The sequence below is a fragment of the Spirochaetota bacterium genome (assembly GCA_004297825.1).
Taxonomy (GTDB): domain Bacteria; phylum Spirochaetota; class UBA4802; order UBA4802; family UBA5368; genus FW300-bin19.
Genome location: SCSX01000089.1, coordinates 80,682 through 101,558 on the forward strand (window position 1 = coordinate 80,682; position 20,877 = coordinate 101,558).

22 protein-coding genes are annotated in these 20,877 nt (G+C 58.3%); 18 read left to right on the top strand and 4 right to left on the bottom strand.

The genetic code is table 11. The features are described from left to right. Nucleotides 1–9 precede the first annotated feature (9 nt). Genes EPN93_19995 through EPN93_20015 form a run of 5 tightly spaced genes read left to right on the top strand, consistent with a single transcriptional unit; the run spans nt 10 to nt 6,198 of the window. On the top strand, nt 10–2,295 hold the full coding sequence (locus EPN93_19995; GenBank protein TAL30400.1) for a PBP1A family penicillin-binding protein: 2,286 nt from the start codon (nt 10–12) through the stop codon (nt 2,293–2,295). Then, nucleotides 1,983–3,173 carry a M23 family metallopeptidase gene (locus EPN93_20000; GenBank protein TAL30401.1) on the top strand — a complete coding sequence of 397 codons (1,191 nt, stop codon included), beginning with the start codon at nt 1,983–1,985 and terminating at the stop codon, nt 3,171–3,173. Before EPN93_19995 ends, EPN93_20000 begins: the two co-directional genes overlap by 313 nt. A 50-nt stretch (nt 3,174–3,223) precedes the next feature. After that, a complete protein-coding gene (locus EPN93_20005; GenBank protein ID TAL30424.1) occupies nt 3,224–3,628 on the top strand; it encodes an XRE family transcriptional regulator in 405 nt (134 codons plus the stop codon). Between the two features lie 54 nt (nt 3,629–3,682). Continuing rightward, nucleotides 3,683–4,942: an HlyC/CorC family transporter gene (locus EPN93_20010; GenBank protein TAL30402.1), complete on the top strand. Its 1,260-nt coding sequence runs from the start codon at nt 3,683–3,685 to the stop codon at nt 4,940–4,942. Continuing rightward, nucleotides 4,939–6,198: an HlyC/CorC family transporter gene (locus tag EPN93_20015; GenBank protein ID TAL30403.1), complete on the top strand. Its 1,260-nt coding sequence runs from the start codon at nt 4,939–4,941 to the stop codon at nt 6,196–6,198. Before EPN93_20010 ends, EPN93_20015 begins: the two co-directional genes overlap by 4 nt. Here EPN93_20015 and EPN93_20020 read toward each other — a convergent pair whose 3' ends face one another. Next, nucleotides 6,199–6,546: a histidine triad nucleotide-binding protein gene (locus EPN93_20020; GenBank protein ID TAL30404.1), complete on the bottom strand. Its 348-nt coding sequence runs from the start codon at nt 6,544–6,546 to the stop codon at nt 6,199–6,201. A gap of 221 nt (nt 6,547–6,767) precedes the next feature. After that, nucleotides 6,768–7,247 carry a hypothetical protein gene (locus EPN93_20025; GenBank protein ID TAL30405.1) on the bottom strand — a complete coding sequence of 160 codons (480 nt, stop codon included), beginning with the start codon at nt 7,245–7,247 and terminating at the stop codon, nt 6,768–6,770. A gap of 265 nt (nt 7,248–7,512) precedes the next feature. Between EPN93_20025 and EPN93_20030 the strand changes: the two genes are divergently transcribed. Then, entirely contained in the window at nt 7,513–8,634 is a 1,122-nt protein-coding gene (locus EPN93_20030; GenBank protein ID TAL30406.1) for a DNA photolyase, read from the top strand. Nucleotides 8,635–8,644: 10 nt separating this feature from the next. On the opposite strand, the gene EPN93_20035 is transcribed toward EPN93_20030, so the two are convergent. Next, entirely contained in the window at nt 8,645–9,223 is a 579-nt protein-coding gene (locus tag EPN93_20035; protein ID TAL30407.1) for a DUF2179 domain-containing protein, read from the bottom strand. A 626-nt stretch (nt 9,224–9,849) separates the two neighbouring features. Between EPN93_20035 and EPN93_20040 the strand changes: the two genes are divergently transcribed. From EPN93_20040 to EPN93_20085, 10 genes are all read left to right on the top strand, one after another. After that, the gene (locus EPN93_20040; GenBank protein ID TAL30408.1) at nt 9,850–10,701 is read left to right on the top strand and encodes a flagellin; all 852 of its coding nucleotides are present in this window, start codon (nt 9,850–9,852) and stop codon (nt 10,699–10,701) included. Between the two features lie 269 nt (nt 10,702–10,970). Further along, on the top strand, nt 10,971–11,813 hold the full coding sequence (locus EPN93_20045; protein TAL30409.1) for a flagellin: 843 nt from the start codon (nt 10,971–10,973) through the stop codon (nt 11,811–11,813). Between the two features lie 158 nt (nt 11,814–11,971). Next, nucleotides 11,972–12,322 (top strand): flagellar protein FlaG, encoded by a 351-nt coding sequence (locus EPN93_20050; protein ID TAL30410.1) that lies wholly within the window; start codon nt 11,972–11,974, stop codon nt 12,320–12,322. Nucleotides 12,323–12,473: 151 nt separating this feature from the next. Then, on the top strand, nt 12,474–14,504 hold the full coding sequence (locus EPN93_20055) for a hypothetical protein (GenBank protein ID TAL30411.1): 2,031 nt from the start codon (nt 12,474–12,476) through the stop codon (nt 14,502–14,504). Continuing rightward, a complete protein-coding gene (locus tag EPN93_20060) occupies nt 14,504–15,532 on the top strand; it encodes a hypothetical protein (GenBank protein TAL30412.1) in 1,029 nt (342 codons plus the stop codon). The genes EPN93_20055 and EPN93_20060 overlap by 1 nt, the downstream gene beginning before the upstream one ends. A gap of 53 nt (nt 15,533–15,585) precedes the next feature. Next, nucleotides 15,586–16,998 (top strand): argininosuccinate lyase, encoded by a 1,413-nt coding sequence (argH, locus tag EPN93_20065; protein TAL30413.1) that lies wholly within the window; start codon nt 15,586–15,588, stop codon nt 16,996–16,998. Beyond that, nucleotides 16,991–17,686, top strand: coding sequence for an MgtC/SapB family protein (locus tag EPN93_20070; GenBank protein TAL30414.1), 696 nt, complete (start codon nt 16,991–16,993; stop codon nt 17,684–17,686). The genes argH and EPN93_20070 overlap by 8 nt, the downstream gene beginning before the upstream one ends. Before the next feature lie 4 nt (nt 17,687–17,690). Continuing rightward, nucleotides 17,691–18,191, top strand: coding sequence for a hypothetical protein (locus EPN93_20075; GenBank protein ID TAL30415.1), 501 nt, complete (start codon nt 17,691–17,693; stop codon nt 18,189–18,191). A 12-nt stretch (nt 18,192–18,203) separates the two neighbouring features. Continuing rightward, nucleotides 18,204–18,641: a hypothetical protein gene (locus EPN93_20080; GenBank protein ID TAL30416.1), complete on the top strand. Its 438-nt coding sequence runs from the start codon at nt 18,204–18,206 to the stop codon at nt 18,639–18,641. Beyond that, nucleotides 18,638–19,159 carry a hypothetical protein gene (locus EPN93_20085; GenBank protein TAL30417.1) on the top strand — a complete coding sequence of 174 codons (522 nt, stop codon included), beginning with the start codon at nt 18,638–18,640 and terminating at the stop codon, nt 19,157–19,159. Before EPN93_20080 ends, EPN93_20085 begins: the two co-directional genes overlap by 4 nt. Here the strand turns inward: EPN93_20085 and ispD are convergent. After that, the gene (gene ispD, locus EPN93_20090) at nt 19,156–19,848 is read right to left on the bottom strand and encodes a 2-C-methyl-D-erythritol 4-phosphate cytidylyltransferase (GenBank protein TAL30418.1); all 693 of its coding nucleotides are present in this window, start codon (nt 19,846–19,848) and stop codon (nt 19,156–19,158) included. The two genes, EPN93_20085 and ispD, sit on opposite strands and share 4 nt — an antisense overlap. A gap of 187 nt (nt 19,849–20,035) precedes the next feature. Between ispD and EPN93_20095 the strand changes: the two genes are divergently transcribed. Next, nucleotides 20,036–20,440, top strand: coding sequence for a HEPN domain-containing protein (locus EPN93_20095; GenBank protein TAL30419.1), 405 nt, complete (start codon nt 20,036–20,038; stop codon nt 20,438–20,440). Continuing rightward, complete coding sequence (locus tag EPN93_20100) at nt 20,382–20,768, top strand: nucleotidyltransferase domain-containing protein (protein ID TAL30420.1); 387 nt, start codon at nt 20,382–20,384, stop codon at nt 20,766–20,768. The genes EPN93_20095 and EPN93_20100 overlap by 59 nt, the downstream gene beginning before the upstream one ends. The last annotated feature ends 109 nt before the right edge of the window (nt 20,769–20,877 follow it).

A 20,877-nucleotide genomic window follows, 5' to 3' on the forward strand; every position in this document is an offset into this window, starting at 1 on the left:
AAATAGGCGATGGCGATGCTTAAAGCGGCTCTGAACTGGGTGCGTGCGCACAAGAAAATCGTGTTCATATACGCGCCCATGGCGATACTGGTAAGCTTTTCAGTGTACACGGGGATCGTGTACCTGGAATGGGAGCACGACAAGGAAGGCTCGCTGAAAAAGCTCGCGCGCTACAAGAAACTGATCGATCACACGGAGGAGCTCCGCCAGGGGTCCTCGTACAGCTACAGCGACGTCGATCTCTCCGCGAAGGTGGTCGATATCCCCACGCGCATCTACGACCGGAACGGAAAAACGATCGGGGAGTTTTTCGAGCAGAAGCGCGAAATCGTCCCCTATGCTTCGATCCCGTCGTGGCTGGTAAAGGCGGTGATCGCGAGCGAGGACCGGGATTTCCAGGAGCATCGGGGGGTGAGCTTCAAGGGCATCTTCCGCGCCTTCCTGGTGAACATCGTGAGCCTGCGCGTGGTGCAGGGCGGAAGCACCATCACCCAGCAGCTTGCGAAGGTCCTGTTCACGGACATGGAGCGCAGCCTGAAGCGGAAGATCTACGAGGCATTCTGCGCCTGGGAGATCGAAAAGCGCTACGATAAGACCGATATACTCTCGATGTATCTCAATCTCATTTATTTCGGGAACGGCGCGTACGGCGTGGAGGCGGCCTCGCGCATGTTTTTCGGCACCTCGGTCAGGGAACTGAATGAAACCGAGTGCGCCATGATCGTGGGGACGATATCGAACCCCCTCATATACTCGCCGCTCACCAATCTCCCCAACTCCCTGTCCAAGACGAAGCGCATCATGCAGTCGATGGTGGACGCCGGTTTCACGAGGAAGGACGCGGCCGATTACCAGTTCCGGAAATTCACCGGCAAGTGGGACGTGAAATTCGACGCGGGGGGGAAGCCCGTCTCCTCGCTCATCGGGAGCTTCCTCATGAGCTCGTATCGGGTCAATCGCGCGCCGCTGTTCAACGAGCAGATACGCAAAATGCTCGTCGACAAGTTCGGGGAGGACGTGGTGAAGAAGGGCGGCCTCTCGGTCTACACGACGATAGACGGGGCGCGGCAGGACGTCGCCGAAAAGGAGCTCAAGGCCGGCGTGCTGGGACAAAGGGAGTACCACCTCGCGCAGGCCGAGCAGAAGCGCGGCACCAGGGCGTACGAGGAGGAGCGCGAAAACGCGAGCAACATCGAGGGCGCGCTCATCGCATTGAACCCGCAGACCGGGGAGATCGTGTCGTACGTGGGCGGGTACAGTTTTTCCACGCAGAATCAGATGGACCATGTGGCGCAAGTTTACCGCCAGCCCGGTTCGTCTTTCAAGCCGCTCATCTACGCGGCCGCCCTCGAAGCGCGGGACATCACGCCATCCAGCGCGATCATCGACGAGGAGAAGGTGTTCAGGAAGGGGTACGCCCCCAAGAACTACGACAACAAGTACCTGGGCAAGGTGACGGCCCGGGACGCGCTCGCGAAGTCCATCAATATCGCCGCCGTAAAAGTGCTCGATACCACCGGCTATTCGAAGGTGATAAGGTATATCCGCGCCGGCCTGGACCTCTCCTCGTCCGAGATGGGCCACAGGTTCCAGGAGACCCTCTCCATGGCGCTGGGCGCCTACGAGCTTTCCCCGCTGGAGAACTGCACCCTGCACGCGGTACTCGTCAACGGGGGGAATTTCATCAAGCCCTACGGCCTTCGCCACGTGAAGGACTACAACGGGAACATCGTATGGAACTTCGAGGAAGAGGTCGCCGACGAGGTCCGCGAGAAGAGAAAAAAATTTCGTAAAATTATTGACCCCGTGGCGTGCGCTGTTACAGTATCGATGCTCAAGGGCGTGTTTGAGGAGGGGGGCACCGCGTATTACGCCATTAAAGGAAGAAACATCCCCTTCCCTGTCGCGGGCAAGACCGGAACGACATCTAACTACAGCGACGCATGGTTTATCGGTTATACGGCGAATATCGTGACCGCGGTATGGGTCGGGAACCGGAAGGGCGCCATCTCGCTTGGCCAGGGACGCGCGGGCGGGGTAATATCGGCGAACATCTGGTCGAATTATATCGGACAATGCTACCAGAAGGGATCGTACCCCGGGGATTTCCAGCTCCCGGAGGACGGATATACGCGGCAGACGATTTGCCTGGACTCGGGCATGGTTCCGCGGGAGAAGGGTATCTGCCCCCGTGTCGCGGTCGACGAGATATTCTACTCCGGTACCGAGCCAGGGGAATATTGCCCGATCCACGTGAAGAAGGCGGAAGGGCAGGGCAAGGCGGCGGTCAAATGAAACGGGGAATTTCGGGCATGAAAGAACGCGCGCTCTTTATCGGCTGCATACTGACCCTGGCCCTCTTGGGGGCCTCGTTTCGGTGGCCTGTCGACCAGGGTAAGATAACCTCCGTGTTCGGCGAGGCCAGGGCCGACCATTTCCACGACGGGGTGGACATGGTGTGCGCCGATCTCAAGGTGTACCCTATCGCCGAGGGCGAGCTTGCCTATCTTTGGGACAAGGCGCTCTTCCCCCTGGACCATTACTCAGGAGGGGGAAATTACCGCGTGTTGAGGCACGAGGACGGCAGATATTCGCTCTATCTCCACCTGGAGGACAGCGGGTCCTACAAGGACGCGTACGGTGAGAGGGACGTCGTGGGAATTATCGGCAACACGGGCCGCTCCTATGGGCGGCACCTGCACTTCACGGTAATGGATCCCGTTTCGCGCTCCTCGGTGGACCCCATGAGCTTCATGCCGGGTTTCGAGGACACCGCGCCGCCCCGCATCGCCGAGGTCTACCTGCGGCTGCCCGAGAAATACCATGTCCTGGGCAATAACTCGAACATACGGCTGACCAGGCACCACCCCCTGCTGGTGAGCATTTCCGATTCCATGGGGGGCAGGGAGAGCGTAGGGGTTCACTACCTCGCGGTCGAGCTGAACGGCAAAAAGGTGCTGGAAATAAATTTCTCGGAAATAAATTTCTCGAAAAATGGATTGACAATTTCAGGCAAAAAATTTCAGGATTTATTCGACGAGAAGGGATACTACCGCGTGGGCGATCCGGTCTATGCCCAGGGGTCCAATACAGTAAAGATCGTGGCCCGGGACTTCCGCGGCAACGAAGCCGTTAAAGATATTACTTTCAACGCCAAGCTCGAGATCCAGTAGCGCATGGAAGCGCCGGGTAACGCTGGAGGGGGAACCTGTCCGTGAAAAACATGATTCCTTACATCAGGAGGAAGAAGAATATCAAGCAGTACGATATGGCGAAAGCGCTGCGCGTTTCGCCGTCGTACCTGTGCAAGATTGAAAAAGGCATCCAGGAGCCTTCGGACAAATTCAGGCAGGCGTGCGCCAAGTACCTTGGTGTGACCGCGATTTCGCTCTTCCCGGCGGCGATCGACGACGCGAAAATACGCACGATCAACAAGTCTTTCAGCAACAAGCTCTGGAGCGTGAGGAAGGAAAAGAGAATAAAACAGTACGAGCTCGCGAAACAGCTGCGGTGCTCGCCCTCCTACCTTTCGAAGGTGGAGAAAGGGCTTCAGGAGCCCACGGCCCAGTTTAAGAAAACCTGCGCCAAGATATTAAAGACCAAGGAGTCCGAGCTCTTCCCCTCGTAAAGAAGGAACCCCCGCACGTTCCGGTTCTCCGGGCCCTGCGAACGCTCAACATACATGAATCATACCACAATCGATTATCTGGTCATCGTGTTCTCCCTGGCGCTCTCTGCGTTCTTCAACAGTTCGGAAAGCGCCCTGTTCTCCCTTAAAAGTTCCCATTTGCTCAAATTCGCGTCGTCGCCGCATGCGCGGGAAAAGCTCGTGGGCGAGGTGATGAACAGGCCCGAAAAGATACTCATTACCATCCTGCTGGGCAACCTGCTCGTGAGCTTCGCCGCTTCGACCGTTGCCACGCGGCTGCTTTTGGAGGTGTACGGCGACGTGGGACATTTCATCGCGATCGCGGTCGTCACCCCGGTGGTGATCATCCTCTGCGAGGTGATGCCCAAGACGTTTTCGATCGCGGACCCCGTGTACTTTGCCAGGCTGGTGATTTCACCGCTCAATTTTTTCAATCGGCTTTTCTACCCCGTGCGCGAGGCACTCCTTGCGCTTGTGAACGTGTTCATCCGGCTTTTCAGCCTGAAGACCGACAGCTCGGGCCTGATCACCGAGGACGAACTGGACGCGGCGCTCCTGATGGGCGAGCACGGCGGACTCATTGGCAAGGAGGAGGGGATTTTCATAAAGAACGTGCTCCGCTTTTCAAAGAAGGAGGCGCAGAACGTGATGACGCCCCGCAACCAGGCGGTCTTCGTGCCCTATGGCGCGAGCGTCGAGAAGGCGGCCGAAATCTTTCTCAAATCCGGGCTCGTGCGCGCCGCGGTGTTCAAGAAGGACCTGGACGATATCGTGGGGGTCCTGGATTCCCGCACCCTGATCCCCTACCGATGGGGATTCAAGAAGGCGCAAAATATCAACCGCATGCTCTATACCATGCACCACTATCCCGCCACCAAGGAGCTGGGCGAGCTCCTGGTCGAGTTCCTGAACAAGAGCATCCAGATAGCGATCGTCGTGGACGAATACGGGGGCACCGCGGGCGTCGTCACACTCTCCGGCATACTGTCCGAGCTCATGGGAAGGGAGTTCTCGGACTGGGACGACCCGGGCAGGCCGGAGGTGCGCCGCATAACGGGAGATCGCGCCGTTATCGAAGGGGATATGCAGATCGACGATTTCAATCACGCCTTTGGCGAGGATCTCTCGAGCTCGGAATCCGAAACGATGGCGGGTTTCATGATCGAGCGGCTTGAGCACTTTCCCGGGAAGGACGAGGTCGTCAGGACCCAAAAGCACGTTCTGCGGGTCAAGCGCACCGCGAACAATCGCATCGTGAGCATCGAGGTCATGCGCGGGGACGAACACCGATGATATCGCAATTCGTGGTTTACAATATGTCGATCGTGGCGTTCATGGCCTTCTCGTTTTTCTTTTCGGGGATCGAAACGGCGATCATCAGCTCGAGCCCCATGAAGCTCATGCCCCTGGCCGAAAAGGGGAGCAGGCGCGCGAAGAGGGCGCTGCTCGTCATGGAGCGCGTCGAGGACGCGATCAGCATGGCGCTTATCGGCAACAATATCGTCAATATCGCCGCCTCGGCCTTTATCGCGTACATCGCAACCTCGTATTACCTTTCGTCCGAGAGCGAGCTCCTGGTCATCACCGTGGCCGAAACGATAGTATTTCTTGTCTGCTGCGAGCTTTTTCCCAAGGTCCTGGCGCGCGCGAAGGCGGAAACGTTTCTCATGCTGCTATCCCCGGTGGTGCTGGTTCTCATGGCGGCCTTCAAGCCCGCGATCCGCGCCTCGCTGGGGCTCTCCCGCGGGATACGATCGCTCATGAAGCTGGAAGATTCATCCCGGTTCGGGCTGGCGCGGTCCAGGGAGGAGATCGACCTCCTGTTCCGCCTGGGGGTGCGTCACGGGATTATCGACAAGGATCACCACGATCTCATCAACGAGTTTCTTTCGTTTCACAAGGTAACCGCGTACGAGGTGATGACGCCGCTTATCGACCTCGTGTCGGTGGAAAAGAGGCAGACCGTGAGATCGCTTATCGACGTCATTTACCGGACGAGCTTTTCGCGCATCCCGGTGTACGAGGGGAGGGTCGACAACATAATCGGCTACGTGTTTTACCGCGACCTGCTCGCGAACACGGCGGTCGGCAGCATCGAGGAGATAATCCATCCTCCGCGCTTCGTGCCCTCCACCAAGAACATCCACGCGCTCTACTACGAGATGAGGAGCGAGAAGATACCGGTCGTATTCGTGGTGAACGAGTTTGGCGCGGTGGAAGGCATGGCGACCAGGGAAGACATCGCGGAAGAGATCGTGGGGGAGATACAGACGCGCGATCATCCCCGCAGGGAGCTTTTTAAAAAGGTGTCGGAACGAAAGTTCGAACTGAGCGGCAACCTGGACATCGATTTTCTGCACAGGCGTTTCGGGCTTGCCGTGGAGAAAAAGGGCTTCGAGACCGTCGCAGGCTTCCTGGCCTTTCACCTGGGAAGGATACCCGCGAGGGGCGACCGGTTTGAATTCGATAACTTCGTATTTGTCGTGGATGAGGCGACCCCGCGCTTTACGGAAAAGGTGACGCTGCTCGCCCCCCGCGTAAAGAAGTGATCACCGGGAGAGCATGGGGCCCATATCCGGTTTCCCGCCCATCACGTGCACGTGGAGGTGCCAGATGACCTGTCCGCCCGCGGCGCCGTTGTTGATGATCACGCGATAGCCCGCCTCGTCGATCTTCCTGATGCGCGCCACCTCCTTTACCCCCAGGAAGAGATCGCCCATGATGGAACTGTTTTCCGGCGTAAGCTCGTCTATGTTCCGTATGTGGGTCTTGTGGATCACCAGCGCGTGGACCGGTGCCTGGGGGCTGATATCCTCGAACGCGTACACCGTGTCATTCTCGAAAATTTTTTTCGAGGGGATTTTTCCCCCGATAATATCGCAGAAAAGGCATCCCATACGCAGCTCCTTTCGCAGAGGTGGCGCGCGGGGGGCGCGTCCGGGGTCCCGGTGTGCGCTATCCGCGCGTAAATAAAATCAGAACATTGAAGACTGCCAAGGTCAAGTACTATCCGCCGGTTCCGGCGCCATGCCGATGGGGTATGTATTATTTTCCGGGGAGGTGGGCGTAAATGTGCATACCTTACCCATGGTTTGGCGTGCGTGTGCAGGTGTGATGCTTAATGTGAGGCGGTGCGGCGGAGTATTTTGGTGGGTGAAGCTCTTGTAGGGTGGTTTTCGGTGTCCCCCCAGTAGAATTCCCAGCACCGAATGCCCCCTGTGCTCCTTTGGCCGATGGCATAATGGGGGAACCGAACATAATTATGCCTTCCGGCTGAATCGTGCAGCAGCTCGTACAGGTAGCGCTTCGTCGCAATGGCTACCAGATATGAGACCGAGAACCGGCTCAACTTACGGAAATCCGACGCAAACTCATTCTCATTCTTCCTGAAGCGAATCGGAAAACAATGCCAGCGCTTCAAAGGATCACGGGGCTGATACTTAACCAGAGTAAACCCTCCCTGAAACCGATCAATATCGCGCAGAACGCGCTTCAGGAGCATGATGACGACAGCCTGGCGGCTTGTTTTGAGCTTTGCCGCGGCAAGGGCGATATTCACGAAGACGATGTGGCTCATGTTTATAGAAGTGCGAAGCATTCCGTATCCTCCGGGACAAAACCGAGCGTCCAAAGTGAATACGAATGGGGCATGGAAAATATGAACGGTTTTCCCGGCTATGTTCCGGGCGCCCGAAAATTAATATACATTCTGCCGATGTGTGAGGGGACAAAGGGCGAAACCGCGGGAGACGGCGGCGGATTCTGTGGGGGAAACGGGAGGGAGCCGTCGGATATACAGGAAATCCCGGAGGTGCCGCGGTAAACTGCTTGCGTGCGCGGGGGCGGGCACCACAGTGGAACCCATGAACACCGTAAGGGACATCAAGCTTGTGGTGTATGACCGGGCGGAGCGCGCGCTTCCCCTGGTACGCTCGTTCCTTGCGCTCGAGGGACCGCGCGCGGCCTCTTACGCCAACGAGGCGGAGCTGGGCGCAATGCTCGCGCGGGCGCGGGACGAGGGGCTCACCTCCAAGCAGGTCCTTGTGCTCAAGCGTTTCCTGGGGCGTTTCTTCCAGGTCTGTCCCGGTTCCGCGAACGTGACCTGCTGCCGGTACCGGCTCATCAACACGGGCTTCAACTGCCTGTTCAACTGCACCTACTGCTACCTGAGCTCCTACCTGAATTCGTTCGGGATCGTCCAGTTTACCAACCTGGACGCCGCGCTCGATGAGCTCGCGTCATTTCAGCGAAGCGCGGATACCTCGATGGTGTACCGCGTGGGGACCGGCGAGTTCACCGATTCGCTCATGATGGACGAGGTGACCGGGTTTGGCCGCGCGATCGTGAGCCGCGCGGCCACCATGCGCAACGTCATGATCGAGCTTAAAACGAAGTCCTCGCGCATCGACCACCTCCTGGACATTCGCGAAAAGGGAAACGCCGTCCTGGCATGGAGCCTGAATACCCCGCGCGCAATCGCCCGTTACGAGGAGGGCGCCGCCGGGCTGGACGAGCGCCTGGACGCGGCCGCGCGCGCGGTCCGGGCGGGATATTTCGTCGCCTTTCACTTCGACCCGATGATCCTCTACCCCGGATGCGAGGAGGAGTATGAGCGGGTCGCCGATTCGCTTTTCCGCGCGGTGGACGGGCAAAGGGTGGTATGGATCTCCCTGGGCTGCTTCCGGCACAGCGCGGGTTTCAGGGAGTCGTTGCGGGAGGCATTCCCCGACGAGGACCTCACCCTCGCCGAGATGTTCCCCGGACCGGATGGCAAGCTTCGCTATCTTGCGCCCCGGCGCAAGGCTCTTTTTAGGCGCATGCTCGCCCGCATCCGCGCGCACTCATCCGCGCCGTACGTATACCTCTGCATGGAACCGCGGCACGTCTGGGAGGACGTGTTCGGCCGTTCGTTTGAATCGAACGAGGAGCTCGAGGCCGATATGAGCGGGCACCTTATTCGCACCTTCGGCGTATCGGTCCGCTGATTTCCGCGTTTCATTTCTTCTTTTCGATGAGGCTGCCGAACACGCTCGCGAACCCCCTGCGCTCGCCGAAGAATCCGCGCGCCCGCGACTTGATGTCCTCGACGGAGATGAACGCGCCGGGCTCCAGTGCCTCTACGGTCTCGAACACCTTTCGCGCCTTCTTGCGCGGCACTATGGTATAGATGATGGTAACCTCGCCCTTCGCCCCGCGACCCTTTATCGTGGTGACCCCGAAGCCCTCCTGGCGCAGCACCACGGGGAGGGTGAGCATTTTCTCCGTGGTAATGATGCGGATCGCCTGGGTCCCGATCGCGATCTTCGATTCGAGCCACATTCCCGCGTAATTGCCCGTCGCGAAGCCCGCGGCGTAGACCAGGTAGCTCGCGACCCCGTGAAGGCCGAACATCACCTCGCGGATGGCCGCGAGCCATATGAGCACCTCGACGAAGCCGAACAGCGGCGCGAGGGTGCGGTATCCCCGTGAAACCAGGATTATCCGGATCGTTCCGATAGACACGTCCATGATGCGCGCGAGGAAGATGAGGAGCATGCCCGCTATTTCAGGGGGCATGAAGCGCGACAGGTCCATCGGTTCCTCCTTCCCGGTTATTGAACGGGATTCGGCTTTCTGAGTACAAGGAGCAATCGAATCTTAGCGCCCTGATGGGTAGGCGGAGATTGAAGAGATCGGGGGGACACGGACGGACGGTACTATCGGTCACCCGAAATCTTTGTCCGCTTATCCCGTTAAATCCCGATTCCCCCTTGAAAAGCGTGCCAACGATAGGCACACCCCGGGATTCGCATAAAATTCAACCTTTTTCTAACAAATTCATCAAAAATTAAAAAAAGTGCATTTTGGGATAAAATTGCATGATATAACGCCGCATTTTTGAATAATACTGCGCAATCACCCCTAAAAAATTGCAGTTAAATTAAATTCTAATGCCGAAGGGGACGAATAAACGAATAGGGCGTGGTCTCCACACGTCGAATGTTCTTTGAAAACACTGGGGTTGCACCGTGATACGATGATCACGCATTCCGATTCCGGGACGTTACAAGCTTGTGTTCGCCCAAAGACAAGCCTGGAACAATACGTATGTCCCGGCTGTTACTGTAAGTCTCAGCCGTTTTTCCTGGTATCAAACCGTCGCCCACTGCCCTGGGCGGCGGCGGCAGGGAAGCCAAATACAGAGAACAAAGGAGTGTAAAATGATCATTAATCACAACATGGGCGCGATAAACGCCAACAGGACGCTGAAGTTTTCTCACTGGGAAGTGGACAAGAGCATGCAGAAGCTTTCGTCCGGCACTAGGATCAACAAGTCGGGCGATGACGCTTCCGGGCTTGCCGTTTCCGAGAAAATGAGAACGCAGATTTCAGGCCTGCGCCAGGCTGAGAGGAACGCCGAGGACGGTATGTCTTTCATTCAGACCGCCGAGGGGTATCTCGATCAGACCGCGCAGATCATTCAGCGCGTACGTGTGCTTGCCATTCAGTCGGCGAACGGTATCTATTCGCCGGAAGACCGGCAGCTCATGCAGGTGGAGGTTTCCGCGCTCGTAGACGAAGTCGACCGTGTAGCATCACAGGCCGAGTTCAACAGGTTTAAGGTCCTTACGGGATCGTTCAGCAGGAAGGGCGCGAAGGCGTCCATGTGGTTCCACATGGGTCCCAACGCGAACCAGCGCGAGCAGGTGTATATCAACACCATGACCGCGCAGGCCTTCAGGATGCGGGACGCCACCGGTAAGGTGATCCTGACCCTCTCTTCTCCCGGCGGGGCAAACAGGTCGATCGGCATACTCGATGAGTCTCTGCAGAAACTCTCGAAGCAGCGCGCCGATCTTGGTGCCTATTACAACCGCCTGGAATTGACCTCGAAGGGTCTCATGACGGCGTATGAGAATATTCAGGCCGCTGAGTCCCGTATTCGAGACGCCGACATGGCGGAGGAAATGGTTAACTTCACCAGAGGCAACATACTTGTGCACACCGGCACTGCGATGCTCGCACAGGCGAATATGCAACCCCAGTCGATCTTACGCTTGATAGGGCAATAATCATTGTAAGATCGTCGTTTTCCGGTTCTTTGAAAACTCAACTTGATTCTCACCACAATCTCCCGGGTTTTAGTGACTGTCCAAGCTGTCGGTTGTTCCGGCGGCTGGTGTTGTCTGGATAATGGGCAGTCCGGGCTTCAGTACCAAGGAGAATACCTTCGGACGGGCGGCCGGCCCGGCGTCACAGGATGTGGCGCCGAAAAACCCCGGCGGCCTTGAAATAAATTATACGGGGCCGCCCTGTAAATTCCTAAGGGAGGGAGTGTCGTATGAGAATCAGTCATAACATGAGCGCCATTTTCGCAAACAGGCAGCTTCAAAGCGTTTCCGACAAGATGGATAAGGCCATTGAGAAGTTGGCGTCGGGCGAGCGTATTAATCGCGCCGGCGACGACGCCTCCGGTCTGGCGGTATCTGAAAAGATGCGCACCCAGATCAACGGCCTGCTCCAGGCTGAAAAGAACGCCCAGAACGGGCTTTCTTTTATTCAGGTCGCGGAGGGCTCACTGCAGCAGATCAACGACATCTTGCAAAGGGTGCGTGCGTTGTCGGTGCAGTCAGCCAATGGTATTTATTCAAACGCGGACCGGTTGCAGATCCAGGTCGAGGTCTCACAGCTCGTCGAGGAGGTGGATCGCATTACCACCTCCGCGGAGTTCAACAGGATGAAGATGCTCACCGGTATGTATGCTCGCAAGAGCAAGATCGGAAGCATGTTCTTCCACGTGGGGCCTAACCAGGGGCAGCGGATGAAGGCTTATATAGGAACGATGAGTTCCAAGGCCCTCAATCTGTCGGATGGCAACAAGAAGCGCTCGATCTCGACGGTCGGGCAGGCGAATTCCATGATCGGCTTAATCGATGTGGCCCTGGACAAGCTGAATCGACAAAGGGCCGACCTTGGAGCCTACTACAACCGTATCGAGAATACGGTGAGCGCGTTGACGCGGTCTTACGAAAACATGCTTGCTGCCGACTCCCGGATTCGGGACGCGGATATGGCCTCGGAAATGGTTGAGTTTACGAAGAACCAGATTCTCGTTAAGAGTGGTATTTCGATGCTGGCTCAGGCGAATCAGAAGCCTCAGCTGATATTACAGCTGCTCCAATGAGAATCCTTTTTGATTTATTGGCGCATTCTCGGCAGTGCGGAATGCGGCAGCCCTCTCCGGTTGGGAGGCCGGGGAGGGAAACTTTTTAACTCTACAGGGAGGTGTAAAGGCGTATGAAGGAGTTCTGGTGAGTGTTGCCAGATACAAGGAGGTACGATATGGAAATCAACAAGGTATTGACCAAAGTAGTAGAAAACCCGGCGCAGACGAGAATGAGTCCCGTCCGGCCGGACAAGGAGCGCCACGCGTACGAACGCGAGGAGTCCGCGGCTGACCCCAAATTCTCGGGCGATCAGCTGAGCGACATCGTGGATACGCTGAACTCGGCGGCAAAATCCGTGAACCGCACGGTGTCTTTCTCGATACACGAAAAGACCAAGAGCGTGATCATGCGGTTTCAGGATTCGAGCACCCATGAGGTGGTGCGCGAGATACCGTCCCGGGAGATGCTGCGCCTGCTCGAGCATATGCGCGAGCTCATAGGCATGTTCGTGGACGAAGCGCGCTAGGCCGCAAGCCTTGAAGGGCGAAAAGCCTCTCATCGAACGCACGGATTCTTCCGATAATATATTGAAGAAGTGTGCGGGTATTGGTATTTTGTACTGAGACTTAAGGCGCTCGGCAGTCGATGCGTGCGCCTTCGATCGGGAGAGGTAATGTATGCCGGTCACCATGGGGGGCATGGCCTCCGGAATGGACACCGATGGTATAATCAAGAAACTGGTCGAGGTTGAGGCCAGGCCGATATACCAGTGGCAGGCGGAAAAAGAGACTTTCAACCAGCGCAAGCAGGCGCTCGGCAAACTTGGCACGGTTCTTTCCAAGGTATCCGACGCGTCGAAGGACCTTTACGGCTTTCGCGCCCAATATAACGAAAAGAAGGCGATTACAGACGATCCCGGGGCTCTCGAGGTGATCGCGTCCCGGCACGCCCAGCCGGGGGAACGCGCCATCCAGGTCGATGAAATCGCAGCCGCGCATAAGATCACGACCGATCCAGTAGCCTCGGACCAGAAGCTTTCCGCGGGAAAATTCAAGATAGAGGTGAACGGCGTGTCCCACGCCGTCAAGTTCCGCGGCGGCACGCTCAAAGCCCTCCAGGAACAGCTGGACGCGGACGCGACCGATATCGTTTCCACGTCCATCGTGAACACCTCCGAGGACAAGCAGCTCCTGACCGTCGAGTCGAAATCCCCCGGAAAGAAGGGCGAGATCAGGCTGTCCGGCGAGCGCGACATTCTTTACGAGAGCGGATTGGTGAAGGGGGCCAAGGAGGGCGACAACGAGAAGGTGGCCATGGTCTTCGATGCGCGCTATTTCGTTCCCTACGCGGGGGAGGCGAAGATACCCCAGAATACGGGCAACCTGGATCTCGACAAGGACGGTAAGTTCGTGAAGCTTACGGGCCTTCTCTGGAGGGAATACCTGCTGCCCGCCGAGATCGCGGTAAAGAAGAATTCCCTGCTCGAGGTCGCCGTCGAGTATGCCGTCGCCCAGGGGAGGGAAAAGGACGAGGCGCTCCCCTTCAAGTTGGAGGTCGGTCCCGAGGAAAAGACAATCATCAAGGGGATCGAGCTCCAGGGCTACAACGTGTCGCGCATACGGCCGCTGGATAAAAAGGAGCCCCAAAAGCAGGTCACCGACCTGCTGGGCGTGGGCGTGGTGAGCGTGGACGCGCAGAAAAACACCCGCGAGGAAAAACTCTACCCGATCGAGAAAAATTTCAAGGGCAGGATGGAAATTCCCGTGGGCCGCGATTTCCAGGATAAAAAAATCACCAAGGTTATTTTCTACTGCAACGAGGGCGATGCGAAGTTCGCCGACGCCGCGTTCCTGACGCCCATCGACACGACGGGTCTCCTTGAGCCCAAGAACGTCATCTCGAAACCGGCCGACGCGAAGCTCAAGGTGGACGGGGTCGATATTACCCGCGACAGGAACGAAGGACTGAACGACGTGGTGAAGGGGCTCACCCTCAACCTGAAGGGAAAGACGGTCAAGCCCGTGCACGTGAAGGTTGAGCACGATTCGGAAAAGGCCGTCCAGAAGATCAAGCAATTCGTCGAGGCGTATAACGCGTACATCGATTACGACCGTCAGCTCACGAAGGCCGAAAAGGTGGACAAGGTGGGGGCATACCAGGCGAACAAGGACAAGAACGGGATTTTCATGGGAGACATGACGATCCTGAGACTGGAAAACTCGCTGCGCGCGACGGTGAACGGCGCCTATCCCGGCCGCACCGAAAAGCCCATAAAACTCTTCACCCAGATGGGGATTTCGACCGGGGCGGTCAATTCCGCGTGGGAGACCATCCGCGAGGGCAAGCTCGTCGTCGACGAGGGCAGTCTCGCCTCGACGATACGCGAGCGGCCGGATGCCGTGGAGGAATTTTTCGGGTCCGATACCGACGGCGACAACCGCATCGACAACGGCATGGCGTTCGCCGTCGAAAACCTCCTGAAGCCGTACGTGAGTACGGGGAAAAATCTTATCGCCTCGAAAATGGATCTCGAGGATTCGTCGATAAAGAGCGCGGACGACAGGATCGCGCGGAAGCAGGAACATTTGAAAAAATACGAGGAAAAGCTCCGGAAAAAATTCGCGAGCATGGAACAGTCCATATCCGGCGCCAAGAGCCAGGGGGACTGGATGAAAAACCAGATGAAAGCCGGGGAAGGCGGCAACTGATGCCGCGCATCGGACAGGAGAACAGGGTGGATATACGAATCAACAGCTGCGAAGTGAATTTCGAGCTCGAGCACGAGCGCGCGGTCACGGACGTCGTACGGTCGATATCGGACTGGGCGAAGGAACGAGACCTCGTTTTCGTCGAGGCGCGCCTGGACGACACGAGCTATTCGGTGGACGATGTGCCCGACGTACCCTTGGACCAGGTGAAGGTGCTCAACTGCGTGGTCCAGTCGCGCGCCGACGTGGTGATCGCCGCGATCGAGGGGGGAATCGCCTATTGCGACCGCGCGATCCGCTTCATGGATTCGTTTTCGGCGGAGGGCGACGGGCCCGGCCCCGATCTCGGGTCGCTGGGGGCGGGAATGGACTGGCTGGCGGAGGTGATCCGCACGGCGCTTTCGCTCCTGGAACTGGACCCGGCGGCAACGGGTTACCGCGACACTACCGTACAGCACACGATTGAAGCGCTCAAGGCGGCGCATGAAAGCCTGAAGGGCGTCCGTTCCCCGCGGGAGGCCGCGCGGTTCTTTTCGGGCGAGGGAGCCTCGCTGCGGCATGCGCGCGAAATCCTGGTCATGCTCCTCCGGAGCGACCACGTGAGGACGCTCGTCGTAAGGAGCATAGATTCCCCGGATACCCTGATCGCGGCCTTGAAGGAAATAATGCGCGAAGTCCCCGCGAGGGCGGAAGCGGCCGGCGAGGCGGCGCTCGCGTACCAGGCCGGGAAGGACGGCGAGGGTTCCGTGAAAATCGACGAGCTCACCGATTTCCTGTACCGCTATTTCCGCGCGTGCAACCAGGGAATGCTCAGCTTCAAGCTTGAGCCGGGGGAGGTCGCGTCGGACGGCGTCACGATCGAGGAGAAGAACGCGTTCCTCCAGGAGCTCATCACGAGGATGAGCGAGGCGTTGGAGAACAACGATATCATCTCGCTGAGCGACGTGCTCGAGTACGAGCTCCGGCCCGCGCTGGAGGGTCTTGACGGCCACGTCAGGGCGCTCCTGGACCGCATGAGCGCGGAATGAATCCCGGACTCGCAGATAATGACCATATTTCAATCCAGCACCGGAACGATGAAATGACAGGACCTAAAAACGAGGGAAGCGGAAAATTGTGGGGCGGGCGCTTTTCGGGGGAGTCCTCCGATATCACCGAGAAGATTTCCGCCTCCGTCCATTTTGACGCGCGGCTGTACCGGCAGGACATACGGGGCTCCATCGCGCATGCGGGAATGCTGAAGAAGATCGGGCTGCTCAACGCGGACGAGCTTGTGGCTATCGTCGGGGGCCTCAAGGACATCGAGCGCGAAATCGGGGAGGGGAGGTTCGATTTTCTGCCGTCCCGTGAGGACGTGCACATGAACATCGAGGCGGCGCTCACCGAGCGTATCGGCGAGGCGGGCAGGAAGCTGCACACGGCGCGCTCGCGGAACGACCAGGTCGCGCTCGACCTCCGGCTCTACCTGCGCGACGAATCGAGGGAGATCGCCCGGCTGCTGGGCGCGCTTATCGGACTCCTGGCGGACCGCGCCCATGAGCATATCGACGTTGTGATGCCGGGATACACGCATTTACAGGTTGCGCAACCGGTGCGGTTCTCGCACCACCTGCTCGCCCATGCGTGGGCGTATCTGCGCGACCTCGCCCGGCTCCGCTTCTTCATGGCCAGCGCCGATCTCTCGCCGCTGGGCGCCGGGGCGCTCGCCGGGGTAAACTATAAAACCGACCGGGACTTCGTGAAGGATGAGCTCGGCTTCGCCGGCATCACGCCCAACTCCATGGATTCGGTGAGCGACCGGGACTTCGCGCTCGATTTCCTCTACTTCGCCGCGGTACTGGGGACGCACCTTTCGCGCCAGTGCGAGGAACTGGTCATCTGGTCGACCGCCGAGTTCGGCTTCGTGCGGCTTTCCGACGCGGTGACGACGGGCTCGTCCATCATGCCGCAGAAGCGAAATCCCGACATCGCCGAACTTATCCGCGGAAAATCCGGCAGGCTCAACGGCAACCTCGTGTCGCTCCTGACCACGCTCAAGGGGCTTCCGCTCGCATACAACAGGGACCTGCAGGAGGACAAGGAGCCGCTCTTCGATTCCGTCGACACGGTGAAGCTTTCCCTCCTGGGGATGCGTGAGATGATCGCAGGAATGCAGGTTCAGGGGGAGCACATGAAGCGCGGGCTCTTCGCGAACTTTTCGACCGCCACCGACCTCGCCGATTACCTGGCCGCGAAGGGCGTCCCGTTCCGCAGTGCGCACGAGATCGTGGGGAGCCTGGTCCGTCACTGCGAGGACAGTGAAATTAATTTCTTCGAGCTTCCGCTCGATGTGCTCAAGGGATTCAGTACGGCGTTCGGCGACGACATACGCGAGGTGCTCAATCCGGAAACCTCGCCGGAGCGCAAGCTTTCGAAGGGAAGCACCGCGCGGCCGGAGGTGGAAACCCAGATCGTACTCATCCGGGAGCGCCTGGAGGCGATAAGGGATGATTGACGCGCTCACCGGCCTCCCGCTCGACCACCCCGTAACGGTCATGGTCCGCCTCCTGGTGGCCATGCTTGCGGGCTTCATGGTCGGCTACGAGCGCGAGCAGCATTTCCAGCCCGCGGGCCTGCGCACCCACATGGTGCTTGCGCTGGGCTCCTGCATGATCATGCTTACGTCCATCTACATCCCGCTCGATTTCATGAAGATGTCCCCGGGCTCTGACCCCGGACGCCTCGCCGCGCAGGTGATCAGCGGCATAGGCTTCCTGGGCGCGGGGGCGATATTCCGGTTCGGCTTTACCGTGCGCGGCCTCACCACCGCGGCCTCGATCTGGACCATCTCCGGCGTAGGGCTCGCGATCGGCGCCGGATTCTATTTCCTGGGGATGCTCTCCACCGTATTGCTCGTCGTCATCCTCCAGTTTTTCGACCGCATCGAGGACCGGTTCTTCGCCCACAAAGACATGCGCGTGCTTACCGTGGTGATAAACTCCAGGCTCCTGAGCCCCAAGCAGGTTATCGAGCAGGTGAAGCGGTTCGACATCTCCATCCGCAGCACCTCGGTCACCGAGGACGTGGAGGCGGGGACCACGGAGATCGTCCTGAACTGCCGCATCGACGAGGATTTCAGCATACGCCTGCTCTTCGAAGCCATCAAGGCGCTCGATCACATCAAGACGCTGCGGATCGAGTAGGGGAATGAGAAACCACCTGCATGAAATCCTGACGGCCCTGGTCGGGCGACACGTCCGTTTTATCGTGTGCGGGGGCGTCGCGCTTGTGCTCCATGGCATTGAACGGATGACGCTCGATATCGATCTCTCGGTGGATTTCGAGAGGGACAACCTTAAGCGATTTCTCGAGGTCATGACGGAGTTGAACCTTGTACCGCGGGTCCCCGTCCCCGCGGAAACGCTGCTGGACGAAGAAAAGCGGGCAATAATGATCGAGCAGAAACACGCGCTGGTATTCACCTTTCTGGATACAGGAAACCCCTACAGGCAGGTGGATGTTTTTCTCACAGAAAAAAATCGTTTTGAAAACCTGATAGATGATACGGTGGAGGCCGATATTGGGGGGGCGGTGATTAAAGTCGTGTCGGTCGGCAAACTAATCGAGATGAAGGAGTCCGTCAATCCGCCCAGGGATAAGGATGCGTTCGATATCGACGCACTGAAAAAACTGGAAGGCGGGCGATAAAGCGCAGGTAGTATGAAAAGGGCCGGGCGAAAGCCAAATTCCGAAGAGCAGGGAAACCGGGACGCGTTCCGCGCACTCATCGCCGATATACCGGAATCGGCGTTCCAGGGGGGGACGGAGTTTAAACGAATGAGCCCGGGCCAGAGACTGGAGTGGCTGTCCCAGGCGGCGCAGTTTTATTTCGAGTCAGGCGAGCGCTCAACGCGGACCCTGGACGGGATTTTTGCCCGTTCATCCCTTACTAAGGATCTCACGGAATATCGCGTAAATCTGGAACGCACCCTGGAGCTGGGAGAGCTTTCCAAGGCGCTCTGGATTGCGGCGCGTCGCGGCGAAACTCCGTTGCAAACAGATGAAGAAAGGGAGCGACGATTCTGGCGATTCATCATCGAATCCAGGAGCACTCCGAATGGCGGACGACCTCGGCAGAGCGCGGGCGAGGATCGATGATGACGTTGAGAGATGTCCTTGTATCGTCATGTAAGGCGCTTAACGGTTCGAAAATTCCTTATGCCCTCACGGGCGGCTTCGCGTTTGGAATTCATATCATGCCGCGGTCGACCATGGATGTGGATTTTTGCATTGGTTCCCTCGCGGATGTCGAGAGGATCACACGGGCCCTGGAGCCGGAATTCGAACGAATAATCCTTCACAAAACCGCCATGAACATAGGTATTCTTCAACTCTCGCGAGTGATCGGGATCAACGCGGGGATGGAAATCATAATCGACCTGATCGTTCCCGTGAATCAGGTTTTTGCGTCCAACATTCTCGAACGACGCATCGAAATCGACCTGGACGGGTGTGTAATTCCTGTCGTGTCGCTCGATGACCTGTATATCATGAAAAAACTGTCTTCCCGCGACCAGGATAGAATCGATTGTGCACGCATCGAAGAAAAAGCCGGGGGACTGCTCGACCGGACGTATGTGGACTTCTGGATGGATCGTCTCCGGAGCGGAAGCTAACGGTATTGCCCCGCGATCATCCGCGCCACGTCGTAGTCGAACGCCGTCGTGATCTTGAGGTTCCGATATTCCCCTTCCACCATCTTCACCCTCACCCCCGATTCCATAACCAGCCGCACGTCGTCGCTCGCGTCGAAGAGGCCCGCCGCGCGCGCCCGTTCGTGGGCGGCGCGGATAACCGCGTACCGGAAGCCCTGCGGCGTCTGCGCGGCGAAGAGCGCGTCCCGGGGGGGAATCGATTCCACGAAGCCGCCGTCGCCCCGGGTGATCGTATCGGTCGCCCTCACGTAGACGGCGGCGGCGCCGTGCGCGGCGGTCTCCATGACGCAGCGGGAAATGATCCCGGGACCGATAAACGGCCGGGCCGCGTCGTGAAAGAGCAGGATGTCGTCGTCCGCGAAGGGGAGTGCCGAGAGCGCGTTGTACACGGAGCCCTGGCGCGTCTCGCCGCCGGCGACAATCGCGCGCACAAGGCCCCGTCCGTGCGAAGCGGCGATCGACTCCACGCGACCGCGCTCGTCTTCGGGGCACACGAGTATCAGACCCGATATTTCCGGAACCGTTGCGCAGGCGCGCATGGACCAGGCGATGACGGGCATTCCGCCCAGGTCCATGAATTGCTTGGGCGTATCGTTCCCCAGGCGCGCGCCGCGACCGCCGGCGAGGATAATGAAGTAGGTGGAGGACATTTGTCGGGACGCTTCCTCTCGATTGTATTCAGACCGGGGAAATTCTCTCCGGGATAACGGCAGGCGTCAATTATCTAATGCAGGCGGGCTTATAAAAAGTAATTCTTGACAGCATGCGACGTATCAGTGCATCCTCAAAACGAATTTGATTTGCCCGTGGATTGATACCATGTTCAAGAGGTGGTAAATGCCCGATCGTTCAAAGGATTGGCTGCGCCAGGCGGAACGCGACCTTGAACAAGCCTCCGACTCGCACCATTCCGCACGTTTCGAGTGGTCCTGTTTTGCCGCGCACCAGGCCGCGGAAAAAGCGATTAAGGCACTGCACCTTAATCGCGGTCAGGAGGCGTGGGGGCACGGTCTGGCGAAAATTATTCGTGAGCTGCCGGCAGAAGTGAGCGCACCGGAGGATTTCCTCGATATGGCACACATCCTCGATGGTTACTATATACCCTCCCGATACCCGAATGGACACACTGAGGGGGCACCTTTTGAGCACTATGGACGCAAGCAGAGTGAGGAGGCGGTTACCTATGCCCGTACGATCGTTGAGTTCGTCCGTGCTCAAATGGCCGAACGCGAAGGCAGTTGACGCGGCCGTCCGGGACTGGGCAAAAACTCGGGCCGCTACCCATTCCGGGATACTCCGTATCGGCTACTTCGGCTCGTATGCCAGGGGTGACTGGGGAGTAGGCAGCGATCTCGATGTTGTCGTTGTGGTGAACGAAACCGGGATTCCATTCGAGAGACGCGCCCTGAAGTACGATTCCACTACGCTTCCCGTACCCGCGGACCTTTTCGTATATTCGGTTACCGAATGGGAAACAATGCGAAAGGGCGCATTCGGCGCCAGGGTGGAGAAAGAGGCCGTGTGGGTATTCGATCGCGCCGGGACGGTGCCGGTGGTCGTCTCGCCGTAATGACCATCCTTCAACTTCCATTAAAACAGGTTGACCTTCGGGCGGACGAATTGTAAGATTATGGTACGAACGATTCCTCATTGTCGGCGGGGGATCGCGTGAAGTGTAT